Genomic DNA, 12407 nt, shown 5'->3' with positions numbered 1-12407 from the left:
CTGTTTTAAAAAAATAGTTGATGGGAGGAAGAGAAGCGAATGACAAATCAAACTGAAAAAATGATAAAAGGTGGAAGTTTTTTATTGGAGGATATTTCCTTTGATCGAGTTTTCACCCCAGAGGATTATACCGACGAACATAAAATGATCGCAAAAACAGCAGAGGAATTTGTAAAAAATGAAGTGTTACCAGAGGTACCATATCTTGAAAGCCATGAATTTGATCGGACAGTAAAGTTACTAAAACATGCCGGAGAACTTGGTCTTCTAGGTGCAGATGTACCTGAAGAATATGGTGGGTTAGGGCTTGATAAAATTAGCTCTGCATTAATAGGCGAAAAAATGTCACGCTCTGGGGGTTTCTCCCTTTCTCACGGAGCACATGTTGGTATCGGTTCTTTACCGATTGTTTTATTTGGAAATGAACAACAAAAGCAAACGTATTTGCCTCTTTTGGCTTCGGGAGAAAAGCTTGCAGCATATGCCTTAACGGAACCAGGCTCAGGATCAGATGCACTAGGTGCAAAAACAACAGCAAGACTAAATGCTGAAGGAACCCATTATGTCTTAAACGGTGAAAAGCAGTGGATTACGAATGCTGGGTTTGCAGATGTATTTGTGGTTTATGCGAAAATTGATGGCGAATATTTTTCCGCTTTTATTGTAGAGAGAGAATTTCCTGGAGTTTCAACTGGAGCAGAAGAAAAGAAAATGGGGATTAAGAGCTCTTCAACAAGAACATTGATTCTACAAGATGTACTGGTTCCAAAGGAAAACCTTCTTGGGGAAGCGGGTAAAGGGCATGTGATTGCCTTTAATATTTTAAATATTGGACGGTATAAATTGGGAGTAGGTACTGTCGGGGCATCCAAGCATGCTTTCGAGTTAACTGTAAAATACGCCAACGGAAGACAACAATTCAAAACACCAATCTCACAATTTAATTTAACGAAAGAAAAGCTTGCGACAATGGCGGCCAAAACATATGCCACTGAAAGTTCAGTGTATCGGACTGTTGGCTTATTTGAGGAACGGATGAGCAAGCTTTCTGATGAAGAAATTAAAGATGGGAAAGAGGTAGCTAAATCGATTGCAGAATATGCCATTGAGTGTTCGTTGAATAAAGTGTTTGCAACGGAAACGCTCGATTATGTAGTTGATGAGGGCGTCCAGATTCATGGCGGCTATGGCTTTATGCAAGAATTCGAAATAGAGAGGGTTTACCGTGATTCCCGGATTAACAGAATTTTCGAAGGAACAAATGAAATTAATCGTTTGCTCGTTTTGGGAACATATTTGAAAAAAGCTTTAAAGGGTGAGTTGCCATTACTGCAAAAAGCACAAATGCTTCAAGAAGAGTTGATGATGTTGTTGCCTGAAGAACCCGGGGATGAACCACTTGAACAGGAGAAATATTTGGTCATGAATGCGAAAAAAATTGGTATCATGGCCTCGGGATTAGCTGCACAAAAATATGGAAAGGCGCTCGAAAAGGAACAGGAGGTATTAGCGAATATAGCAGATATAATCTCAAATGCCTATGCAATGGAATCTGTGGTGTTACGGACAGAAAAATCTATTGCCAAAGTAGGACTTGAGAAGAGCAACCAGAAGCTTCTATATACGCAAATTTTCTGCCAAGAGGCTTTTAATGAAATTGAGCAGCATGCAAAAGAGACCATCATTGCAATGGAGCAAGGTGATGCACTCCGGATGCTACTTTCCGCATTGCGTAAATTTACTCGCCATACTCCGATAAATGTAATTGCAAAGAAACGAGAGGCTGCAGATCAACTAATAGAAGCAGAACGATTTATTGTTTAATCTAAAGTAAAGGCTGTTTTTGTACAGATTGTTTTTTTGTACCTAGTCTAAAACCCGTAATTACTATGATATCGTGCTCTTTTCTTAAAAATTGCCTGCTGATTCATCGATAAACTAATATAACACACCATATTACCTTCAAATAGCAACAAAGTTTAAGAAAAGAGCCAAAGTAAAAGAATGTTGAGAGAGCCTACCCCTTATGAGAGCATAATATATAGTATGATATAGGGTAAACTTTACTATATATTAGTGAAAGGGGTTGGCCTTTTTGTGTGGAGAAAAAGGACAAGGCACATAAAAATTCTAATCGGTGAGTAAAGATATGTTGTTGATTATTTTTTGTCAAAAATAATCAACAAAGTTATCTTACATTGCCTAATAAAAATATAGTAGAAAAATATTTTCAAGATGGAGAAGAACTTTTTGAAAAATAATTGAACTCCTTATTAATAGAATAGTTTTCCAAAAGATTGCGCTTTCATATATGAAATTGCGTATTATTATGGTAATATCAAATTGAAGAAAAGAGTTAATGGAAAAGATGGCGGTGAAACTGATGGCATTAACTTTTTATTGGTACCCAAATTGCGGTACATGTCAAAAAGCGAAGAAGTGGCTAAATGATCATCAACTGACCTATACTGAAATACATATTGTTGAAAATCCTCCTTCACGGGATAAAATAACAGAAATGTATCAAAAAAGTGGCCTCGAACTAAAGAAATTTTTCAATACGAGTGGCCATAAGTACCGTGAATTAGGATTAAAAGATAAAATGAAATCAGCTACTGAGCAGGAGCTGATGGATTTATTGGCATCGGACGGTATGTTAATCAAACGGCCACTTTTGACAAATGGCGAAAAAGTAACCGTCGGATTCAAAGCTGATGCTTTTGAAAAAGTGTGGCTCTAAATTTTTATAAAAAAACAACGGAGGGATTTAAAATGACTACACCAAAGGATTTGCGTTATACCGAAGAACATGAATGGGTAAAAGTTGAAGGCGATCAAGTTCGTGTTGGGATTACAGATTTTGCTCAACATGAATTAGGAGATATCGTTTTTGTAGAACTTCCTGAAGTAGGCGATGAAATTATTGCAGACCAACCATTTGGTAGTGTAGAATCTGTTAAAACAGTTTCTGAACTTTATGCTCCTATTAGTGGTAAGGTTGTAGAAATTAACGAAGACTTAAATGATAATCCTGAGAATGTCAATGAATCTCCATACGAAAAAGCCTGGATGATTGTGATTGAAGTTTCTGACAAGAGCCAAGTTGATAAACTAATGACTGCAGAACAATATGAAGAGTTGCTTAAAGATCATTAATAGATAAAGAAAACACCTTGATTTTTGAGGTGTTTTTTTCATTTTTAGCTTATAAGAAAGTTTTTCTTTGTTAACGGACTAAGTGGTGAGTATCATTGATAAATAATCTGCACTCAAATTGCATAAGGGCAACAACGCCTTTGCGAGTTTTCTTTAAAATATACATAGATAGGTAAAAGGGAAGGCATACTTAGAAAATTTGAATAGGGTATGATAAAAGCAAAAAACTATAACTATAATTTATGGGTGATTTCATGATAGATTCTTATTTAGAAAAAGTAATTATTGTTGAAGGAACATCCGATAAGAAAAGGATTAAGAATATTATTAAAGAGCACGTTGAAATCATTTGTACAAATGGTACGATTGGTATTACGAAATTAGATGAATTGATTGATTTCTTAGAAGATAAAGAGGTCTATATTTTGGTTGATGCGGATGAATCTGGTGAAAAACTGAGAAAACAGCTTAAAAGGGGGCTTCCTCAAGCAAAGCATCTCTATATTGATAAAATGTATCGTGAAGTAGCAACAGCTCCTGAACATCACCTTGCAACTGTCCTACTAGGAGCAAATATCGATGTATTTACTGAGTACTTAGAGATGGGCTGAGGTAGTTCGTACATGAATGGAATCGTAATGAATTACAATCCTTGATACAAAACTGATATAGCGCTACTCACCACCACGTTAATGTTCTAAAAAAAGTAAAATTACAATCGTTTTTTTAAAGACTCTTTCGCATAAATGGTTGATTTAGACCATAACTGTGTCCGTTGATTTCCGCTCCGGGCACTTGCTTTCCGCGGGGAGGGATGGGAGCCTCCTCGGCGTACCGCCTGTGGGGTCTCCCATTCCCTCAAATCCCGCAGGAGTCAAGTGCCCTCCGCTCCAATCAACTCAAGTAGAAAAATCTGAAAACATCCTTTTTATCTTGATAAGATTGTACAGACAAACATTGATAATACAAAAACCATGCTTAAGGATTATGGATATAAGTTTTATTAAACAAAGTGAGAACTCCAAAAATAAGGAGTTCTCACTTTGTTTGTAATTATAGTAAATTATTAATGAAATCAGCATAATTTTGTAACGGGTTCCGTTTCCTATCACAAACATTAAAAATGTTAATTAAAATGAGTGTCAAATTGTATATGAATTTGCACTCATTTCTTTATTGGCGTATAGCGGTTTGCACGGAAATTCACTCTAAAATTTGTATGGGAAAATGTACACCAATTTGTAAGGGTGCACTAGCTGTTGTACCCCTACAATTTCACCAGCATTTTGATATACAAATAGACTTACAAAAATTGATTAGACTGGATGTTGAACATGAAATATTAATGGATACTTATGTTAAGATAAATAAAAAATATGAAAAAATGTCCTTAAGCTACGGTTAGTTGAAGGAAAACTTAATAATCTGAAACATAAAATGTATTACAAACGTATTACCATTAAAAGGGGGTATGTTGTAATGTCAAAAAATAATAACAAAACAAAATCCATTATTTTTTTAAGTTTAATGATGATAATGTTAGGATTTTTAATAGCTTCTTGTTCTCAAACAGTAGCGGAAGACCAGCATAGAACAGCAATTAAAAAAGTTCTTGAGCAAGAGTTTACTGGTCCGGATGAGAAGTTAGTGGATCTATTATGGAATCCTAAATATAGGTCTGTTGTGAATAAGAAAGCAGAGAACCAAGAGGCAGATAAATATTTAGCTGAAGTATACGGACGTTACTTTGCAGATTTTTCTAGGATTGAGACCTTCATTGCAGCATATGGTGGTACTTCATACCAAACTCTTGCCTACTTTAATGGATATAAGTTAAGTCTTAAGAATATCACGATGGAGCAAGAGAAAATTTCATATCGTTATACCTTCATAGCAAAGGTCGGATATCAGAAAAATGGAGAAGAAGAAAAAACTGCAAGTGTAGAAGGTGAAGTCGTCTTTTCTACAAAGGAAAAGGAAGAAGGGAAAATCGTGGGATTTCAATACGTGAATGACAACGGCTTGTCGCATATTTTGAGATAAGGCAATTAAGTAATGGCTTTGTTTTTCATTAACGGATAGCTTTAGTTCAATCCCCTGCAAAATAAATAAGGTGTATAGCTTAGTTCGTATAAGGCTTGGCTATTTTTTATAAACAAAATGCACCGCAAAAGCAGTGCAAATTAATATACATTTTACCGTACATTTTTTATTGTAAATTCACGTTTTGTGATAGGAAACGGAACCAGTTAATAATTTTGTTGGCTTTTTCTTATATCGATTACGGACGATTATTATATGCATTTATTAAAAGGCTATGTTAAAGTGCATGATTGATTATTACACTGTGTTGATTGGAACGGAAGGCGCGCAGACTCCTGCGGGAGTACGGGGCAGGGGAGACCCCGCAGGAGCGTAAGCGACGAGGAGGCTCCCCGCAACGCCCGCGGAAAGCGAAGCGCCTGAAGTGGAAATCAACACACCCAATTATCAGAGACTAAAAAAAGAAAGGAGCTCCAAAAAGTCAGTTTTCATTGGCTTTCTGGAGCTCCTTTTGTGCGTGGAATAGACGTTATGTCTCCTTTCATACTTAATTTTGGAAGGTATGTCAAATTCACTAAATTTACTTATATAAAAAAGTTCAAAATTTCTCTATTTACAAAAAATTCCGAGATGTATTATGATATTTAGGGATGCGAAGTATTTTAAGGAGCGAAACTAATGGCATTTTACCATGACTGGAAAGCTCAATTTCGGACATTTAATCGTAATATTAAGTTAAGTTTTATGATGAATATTTTCACCCAAATCGGAATGGGAATTTTCATGGTCATTTATAATTTTTATATTAGAAATCTTGGGTTCACCGAAGCAGTAAATGGCAGGGTTATTGCAATGGGATCATTAGCAACAGCTATAATTTTGATACCAGCGGGCTTGGCGAGTGATCGATTTGGGAGAAAAAAGGTTATATTTTTAGGAATTATTTTTTCGGGAATAACCCTATTTGCGAGAAGCATTATTGACCAACAAGATCAATTAATTGCCCTCTCCTTTATTGGTGGATTAGCGATGGCGTTTTTTCAAGTATCAAGTATACCCTGGCTTGCTGAAAATTCAACCTCCGAACAGCGTGTCAATTTATTTAGCATACATTTTGCTATGATGACCGCTGCAAATGTAGTGGGGAATTTATTGGGGGGTATCCTAACTGATCTATTTTCGTTATTTGTAAGTGACTTGAATAGTATTCGTCTGACTTTGATCATTGGAACCTTTATATTTTTAATTGGTGCTATCCCTGTCACTAAGTTTAAAGAGCATCAAAGAAAACTTCCAGAACGCAGAAAAACCACCATAGGTCCAAAGTGGAATTGGAAAAGTGAAGGAATTAAAATCATCATATTATTTGCGGTTGCAAACCTTTTAATTGGCTTTGGATCAGGTCTTGTTATTCCATACTTGAACCTTTATTTTGCTGACCGTTTCAAAGCTTCTACCTCTTCTATTGGGATCATTATTTCTCTAGGCCAAGCAGCGACTGCTGTAGCCATGTTCATTGGTCCGCTCATTGTAAAAAGGGTTGGGGAAGTGAAGGCAGTTGTTACACTTCAACTTTTTTCATTGCCTTTTCTTCTGTTGACTGCCTACACAGAACATTTATGGCTAGCAATAATAGGCTTTCTTTTTCGGCAAGCATTGATGAATGCAGGAAACCCTATTCAAATGTCACTCATGATGTCAAAAGTAAATGATTCTATGAAAGGGCTTGCGAATTCAATAAACCAAATGATTTTTAACCTAGGATGGGCGTTTATGGGTCCAGTCTCAACAGGAATCGTTGTTAAATATGGCTCATATTGGGGCTATTCTTATGTTTTTTCGATAACTGCATCATTGTATTTAATAGGGTCCCTTTATTTTTATATTGTATTTAAGGGCATCTCTATTTCTAAAAATAAAACTGCTCCAGCTAAAACAGTCTAAATATGACATATTTCTCGGGAAATGTAGAAAAAAATGTAATTGTTTGTATGAAGTAAAAGAATTTGTCGAATAAAACTTAAAGGATTTTTTTGTTCAGTAAAGGAATATGTTGATATAGGCAAAAAAACCGGAGTGGTAAAAATGATGGAATCCGTACAAAACTTTATTATGACAATAAAGGAACGAAACCATGTTTTACAATTAATTAATACTATTGATTTCCTTTCGGTAAGACTTGTGTCAGGAAATATGAGCTTGTTACTTGCGATTACAAATGGTGAGTTGCTTATGATCGAAGATGAAGACGAAGAAATAAATACATGCAAAATATCAGGAGAGATTGAGACTATTAAAACATTGCTAAAAGGAAATGAAAAGCTGAGAATTCTTCTGAATAGGGGATTGCTAAAGATCTATGCCCCTTTTCGAACGATTTTATTACTGGAATCCATTTTCTATTTGACGAAAGCTGAAAAGAGAAATGATGAAAATAGTTTTAAAAAATATATTGACTCAAATCAAACTTTGGTTTAATATGTTGTTTAAATATTCAATTAATAATGACAATTCAATAGTGACTCTTATCAAGAGAGGCGGAGGGACTGGCCCTACGATGCCCAGCAACCGGTTTAAAACACGGTGCTAATTCCAGCAGAGCTTTTTTGCTCTGGAAGATAAGAAGAGAACCCCCTCTTCTTAATGAAGTGGGGGTTTTATACTTTATGGAATGTCTAGTGGAGGAGAGAAAATGGGAGTCGAGCAAAAAAAATATCGTTTTGAAACAATCGGTGTACATGGTGGATTGTCGCCAGATCCTGTTACAGGTGCCCGGGCTGTCCCGATATATCAAAACAATGCGTACCAATTTAAAAATACAGAACATGCTGCAAATCTGTTTGGATTAAAGGAGCCTGGCTATATTTATACACGAATTCATAACCCGACAGTGACTGTTTTTGAAGAAAGAGTCGCATTGCTTGAAGGTGGAGTTGGAGCACTTGCTGTTGCGAGTGGTATGGCTGCTATAACTTTAGCCATATTAAACATCGCTCAAGCTGGAGATGAAATTGTTGCTGGTTCGAATCTTTATGGTGGAACGTATAATTTATTTGCTGTTACACTCCCGAAGTATGGGATAAATGTAAAACTCGTGAATCCTGAGGATCCTGAAAATATCCGCGAGGCGATTACTGAAAAAACAAAAGCAGTCTTTGCAGAAACAATTGGAAATCCAAGTCTACGAGTTTTGGATATTGAAAAAGTTGCTGATATTGCTCATGAAGCAGGGATTCCGTTAATTATTGATAATACATTTGCGACCCCTTATTTATGCAGACCAATTGAGCATGGGGCAGATATTGTTATTCATTCCGCAACTAAATGGCTTTTAGGAAATGGGACTTCAATGGGCGGAATCATTGTTGATGGAGGAAATTTCGATTGGAATTCACCTAAATTTCCTGGTTTAACAGAGACAGATCCAAGCTATCATGATATCGTTTACGCGGATGCTATTGGTGCAGCAGCATATATTGTGAAAGCACGTGTCCAACTATTGCGTGATCTTGGTCCTGCATTAAGCCCGCAAAATGCATTTCAGTTTGTAGTTGGGCTTGAAACCTTACATGTCAGGATGAAGGAGCATGTTGCAAATACAGTAAAGGTTGTTGAGTATCTTTTAAATCACCCTGCAGTTGAATGGGTTTCGTATCCTGGTCACTCAACACATCCTGATTCACAATTAGCTGAGAAATACCTTCCAAAAGGGGCAGGATCAATTGTTGTTTTTGGTATAAAAGGGGGAAGAGATGCAGGAGCTAAATTAATTGATTCCATTTCTCTATGGGCACATGTTGCCAATGTTGGCGATGCAAAAAGTTTAATTATCCACCCGGCGAGTACAACCCACCAACAATTAGATGCTGAAGGTCTAAAAGCTTCAGGTGTAACTGAGGATTTAATTCGACTGTCTATCGGTATCGAGAATGCAGATGATTTAATTGAGGATTTGGAATCAGCTATTGAAATAGCAACAGGCTTAACATCTTTAGTGGCCAAATTATAATTATTACCATAAAAAATATTTAGGAAAATATCGTTGACACCTTTTTTTATCCATGATACGATAACTTTTGTAATTTATAAATAATTGAATCATTTAAAGCGTTAATTGAATATAGGATTTGCGATAGCTCTTATCAAGAGTGGTGGAGGGATGTGCCCGATGAAACCCGGCAACCGTCAATATTTATTTATTGAAATGGTGCCAATTCACACAAAGCGTATGCTTTGGGAGATGGGAGAAAGGTTTGTATGATTATGCCTTTCTGCCCCCGTGCAGAAAGGCATTTTTATTTAGCTAATCAGAATTTATATCCATAAATTCTGCTAGCGCATAAGTGCAAATACGTCTAATCATCGCCCTTAGGGGCTCGCCAATCGACGAGTTTTCTTTAGCTAAAGGAATGATTTTACAAAAAGAGTCAAACCCTATATTTAAAAGTACTATCGTAATCGAAATTCCACAAATAACCATGTGATTTCGGGAAAATTGGATAAAAAGCAGGTGATTTAATGATTTCTATACAAAATGTTCGAAAGATCTTTCCTTCAAAGCAAGGTCAATTAAAAGCAGTTGACGATGTTAATTTAGAAATAGAAGAAGGTGAGATATTCGGAGTTATTGGATATAGTGGTGCTGGAAAAAGCACACTAATAAGAATGCTCAATGGATTAGAACTTCCAACCGAAGGTTCTGTTACAGTAGCCGGGAGGGTTGTTTCTAAAATTAAAGGAAGCGAGCTTAGGAAAGCGCGCCAACAAATAAGTATGATCTTTCAGCACTTTAACCTTTTATGGTCCCGAACAGTAAGTGAAAATATTTCTTTTCCATTAGAGATCGCTGGAATTAAAGGAATTGAAAGACAAAAAAGGGTAAATGAATTAATTAAGCTCGTTGGTCTTGAAGGAAGAGAAAATGCCTATCCCGCGCAATTGAGTGGCGGCCAAAAGCAACGAGTTGGTATTGCTCGTGCTCTCGCAAATAACCCGAAAGTGTTACTTTGCGATGAAGCTACTTCAGCCCTAGATCCACAAACAACTGATTCAATATTGGATTTATTGGTTGATATAAACAAAAGGTTAGGATTAACGATTGTGTTAATCACACATGAAATGCATGTTATTCGAAAAATTTCTCATCGGGTTGCAGTAATGGAGAATGGGAAAATTGTTGAGCTTGGCCCAGTATTGGATGTCTTTAAAAATCCACAGCAGCCGATTACCAAAAGATTCGTGCAACAGGTAACTGAGCCGGAAGAAACAAAAGAAACAGTCGATCATTTAGTTGAACGATACCATTCAGGTCAGATTGTCCAGTTAACCTTTATTGGTGAAGCCGCAGAGCAACCAGTAATTACAAGTCTTATCCGTAATTTTAATGTTTCGGTGAATATTTTACAGGGGAAGATTTCCCAAACGCAAAATGGTTCATATGGTACCCTCTTTATTCATCTTGATGGCGATACGGAAGAAGGAAATAAGGCAGTCGAATTTCTTCGTTCGCAGCAGGTAGGGGTGGAGGTGGTTACAAGTGAATAATCAATACTTCCAAAATATTGATTGGATCGCTATGTGGGAGGCAACAAAGGAAACCTTATATATGACAGGGATTTCTGTTCTTTCTACCTTTATTATAGGAACTTTACTTGGTTTATTATTATTCCTTACTACTAAAGGGAATTTGTGGGAAAACAGACCAATTAATACTGTTATAAGTGCTGTAGTAAATGTATTTAGGTCCATTCCATTTATTATCCTAATTGTTTTATTAATACCATTCACAAAATTCTTAGTCCACACAATGATTGGTGAAAATGCAGCACTCCCTGCACTTATTATTGGGGCAGCACCATTTTATGCTCGGATGGTTGAGATTGGTCTTAGAGAAATAGACAAAGGAGTTATTGAAGCAGCTAAGTCGATGGGTGCAACAACGGGTACTATTATATGGAAGGTTTTGCTTCCAGAATCCATGCCCGCTCTTGTTTCGGGAATTACCGTGACAGCCATTGCCCTTGTTGGTTATACAGCGATGGCAGGTGTTATTGGCGCAGGTGGACTCGGGGACCTTGCCTACCTTGAAGGGTTTCAAAGAAATCAAGGCGATGTAACGTTAATTGCGACAATTATTATTTTAATTATTGTATTTGTTCTTCAGTTTATTGGTGATTTTATCACTTCAAAATTAGATAAAAGATAAAAGGAGAGATTAATATGAAAAGATGGTTAGGGGTTATTTTATCATTATCACTTGCATTTGTATTAGCAGCTTGTGGAAGTTCTAATGACAAGTCTGATGGAGGCAAAAAAGACGGGTTAACAAAATTAGTGGTTGGTGCATCCAATGTCCCACATGCTGAAATTTTGGAAGAAGCAAAGCCAATTTTAAAAGATAAAGGAATCGACCTAGTCATTAAGAAATTCCAAGATTATGTTTTGCCTAACAAAGCTTTAGAATCAAAGGAATTAGATGCAAACTATTTCCAACATATCCCTTATTTAAAATCACAAATTAAAGAAAATGGATATGATTTTGTAAATGCAGGCGGTATCCATATTGAGCCAATTGGTGTTTATTCTAAAAAATATCACAATTTAAAGGACCTTCCTAAAGGTGCACATTTGATTATGAGCAACTCTGTAGCTGACCATGGACGTTTATTATCATTGCTTGAAAAAGAAGGTTTAATTAAGTTAAAAGAAGGTATCGACAAAACGACTGCAACACTTAATGATGTAGTTGAAAATTCCAAAAACCTTAAGTTTGATACTAAATATGAAGCTTCCCTTTTACCACAAATTTATAACAATGGTGAAGGCGATGCCGTATTAATTAACTCTAACTACGCTATTGATGCAGGTTTAAATCCAATTAAAGACTCAATTGCAATTGAAGATAAGAATTCACCATATGTAAATATTATTGCCGTTCGTAAGGGTGACGAAAACAAAAAGGAAATCAAAACGCTTGTAGAAGTACTTCATTCTAAAAAAATTCAAGATTTCATTCTTGAAAAATACAAAGGTGCAGTAGTACCAGTTTCTGAATAATATATAATATAGAAGAATTGCGAAAAGCCAGTGACAGTTTTCACTGGCTTTTTCCTTTTATAAATGTACATTGAAACAGTCCACCTAGGAAAAAATATTGGTGTATAGTCAAGTTCTGATATTAACGAAAGGTACGCAAAAATCCGCAACAA

The 12407-nt window shown here is 36.2% G+C and carries 11 protein-coding genes and 2 riboswitches; all 11 genes read left to right on the top strand.

Annotated features, from left to right (window positions below):
• Positions 1-39: 39 nt before the first annotated feature.
• Positions 40-1824: an acyl-CoA dehydrogenase FadE gene (locus RCG20_RS08565; protein ID WP_308183806.1), complete on the top strand. Its 1785-nt coding sequence runs from the start codon at positions 40-42 to the stop codon at positions 1822-1824.
• Between the two features lie 559 nt (positions 1825-2383).
• Positions 2384-2740: an arsenate reductase family protein gene (locus tag RCG20_RS08560; protein WP_308183805.1), complete on the top strand. Its 357-nt coding sequence runs from the start codon at positions 2384-2386 to the stop codon at positions 2738-2740.
• Between the two features lie 32 nt (positions 2741-2772).
• The gene (gene gcvH, locus RCG20_RS08555) at positions 2773-3156 is read left to right on the top strand and encodes a glycine cleavage system protein GcvH (RefSeq protein WP_308183804.1); all 384 of its coding nucleotides are present in this window, start codon (positions 2773-2775) and stop codon (positions 3154-3156) included.
• Between the two features lie 254 nt (positions 3157-3410).
• Positions 3411-3767, top strand: a complete 357-nt coding sequence (locus RCG20_RS08550) for a toprim domain-containing protein (protein WP_308183803.1) — start codon at positions 3411-3413, stop codon at positions 3765-3767.
• A gap of 868 nt (positions 3768-4635) precedes the next feature.
• Positions 4636-5199: a hypothetical protein gene (locus RCG20_RS08545; protein WP_308183802.1), complete on the top strand. Its 564-nt coding sequence runs from the start codon at positions 4636-4638 to the stop codon at positions 5197-5199.
• A gap of 678 nt (positions 5200-5877) precedes the next feature.
• Positions 5878-7143 carry an MFS transporter gene (locus RCG20_RS08540; protein ID WP_308183801.1) on the top strand — a complete coding sequence of 422 codons (1266 nt, stop codon included), beginning with the start codon at positions 5878-5880 and terminating at the stop codon, positions 7141-7143.
• A 141-nt stretch (positions 7144-7284) separates the two neighbouring features.
• Positions 7285-7677, top strand: coding sequence for a hypothetical protein (locus tag RCG20_RS08535; RefSeq protein ID WP_308183800.1), 393 nt, complete (start codon positions 7285-7287; stop codon positions 7675-7677).
• 44 nt (positions 7678-7721) lie between these two features.
• A riboswitch (SAM riboswitch) is annotated at positions 7722-7824 on the top strand.
• Positions 7825-7891: 67 nt separating this feature from the next.
• Positions 7892-9208: an O-acetylhomoserine aminocarboxypropyltransferase/cysteine synthase family protein gene (locus RCG20_RS08530; RefSeq protein WP_308183799.1), complete on the top strand. Its 1317-nt coding sequence runs from the start codon at positions 7892-7894 to the stop codon at positions 9206-9208.
• Between the two features lie 127 nt (positions 9209-9335).
• A riboswitch (SAM riboswitch) is annotated at positions 9336-9446 on the top strand.
• Between the two features lie 271 nt (positions 9447-9717).
• Positions 9718-10743 carry a methionine ABC transporter ATP-binding protein gene (locus RCG20_RS08525; protein WP_308183798.1) on the top strand — a complete coding sequence of 342 codons (1026 nt, stop codon included), beginning with the start codon at positions 9718-9720 and terminating at the stop codon, positions 10741-10743.
• A gap of 31 nt (positions 10744-10774) precedes the next feature.
• Positions 10775-11404: a methionine ABC transporter permease gene (locus RCG20_RS08520; RefSeq protein WP_308184312.1), complete on the top strand. Its 630-nt coding sequence runs from the start codon at positions 10775-10777 to the stop codon at positions 11402-11404.
• Between the two features lie 14 nt (positions 11405-11418).
• Complete coding sequence (gene metQ, locus RCG20_RS08515; protein ID WP_308183797.1) at positions 11419-12255, top strand: methionine ABC transporter substrate-binding lipoprotein MetQ; 837 nt, start codon at positions 11419-11421, stop codon at positions 12253-12255.
• The last annotated feature ends 152 nt before the right edge of the window (positions 12256-12407 follow it).

This window comes from Neobacillus sp. PS3-40, from assembly GCF_030915485.1.
Taxonomy (GTDB): Bacteria; Bacillota; Bacilli; order Bacillales; family Cytobacillaceae; genus JAUZPL01.
The sequence above is the reverse complement of the archived record's forward strand: the minus strand, read 5'-3'. Positions and strand labels throughout refer to the sequence as shown.

What these genes read in the sequence shown, in the direction of transcription:
- RCG20_RS08550 (WP_308183803.1), top strand. Translation starts at nt 3,411, where the DNA reads ATGATAGATTCTTATTTAGAAAAAGTAATTATTGTTGAAGGAACATCC.
- RCG20_RS08545 (WP_308183802.1), top strand. Translation starts at nt 4,636, where the DNA reads ATGTCAAAAAATAATAACAAAACAAAATCCATTATTTTTTTAAGTTTA.
- RCG20_RS08540 (WP_308183801.1), top strand. Translation starts at nt 5,878, where the DNA reads ATGGCATTTTACCATGACTGGAAAGCTCAATTTCGGACATTTAATCGT.
- RCG20_RS08520 (WP_308184312.1), top strand. Translation starts at nt 10,775, where the DNA reads ATGTGGGAGGCAACAAAGGAAACCTTATATATGACAGGGATTTCTGTT.
- RCG20_RS08530 (WP_308183799.1), top strand. Translation starts at nt 7,892, where the DNA reads ATGGGAGTCGAGCAAAAAAAATATCGTTTTGAAACAATCGGTGTACAT.
- gcvH (WP_308183804.1), top strand. Translation starts at nt 2,773, where the DNA reads ATGACTACACCAAAGGATTTGCGTTATACCGAAGAACATGAATGGGTA.
- RCG20_RS08535 (WP_308183800.1), top strand. Translation starts at nt 7,285, where the DNA reads ATGATGGAATCCGTACAAAACTTTATTATGACAATAAAGGAACGAAAC.
- metQ (WP_308183797.1), top strand. Translation starts at nt 11,419, where the DNA reads ATGAAAAGATGGTTAGGGGTTATTTTATCATTATCACTTGCATTTGTA.
- RCG20_RS08525 (WP_308183798.1), top strand. Translation starts at nt 9,718, where the DNA reads ATGATTTCTATACAAAATGTTCGAAAGATCTTTCCTTCAAAGCAAGGT.
- RCG20_RS08560 (WP_308183805.1), top strand. Translation starts at nt 2,384, where the DNA reads ATGGCATTAACTTTTTATTGGTACCCAAATTGCGGTACATGTCAAAAA.
- RCG20_RS08565 (WP_308183806.1), top strand. Translation starts at nt 40, where the DNA reads ATGACAAATCAAACTGAAAAAATGATAAAAGGTGGAAGTTTTTTATTG.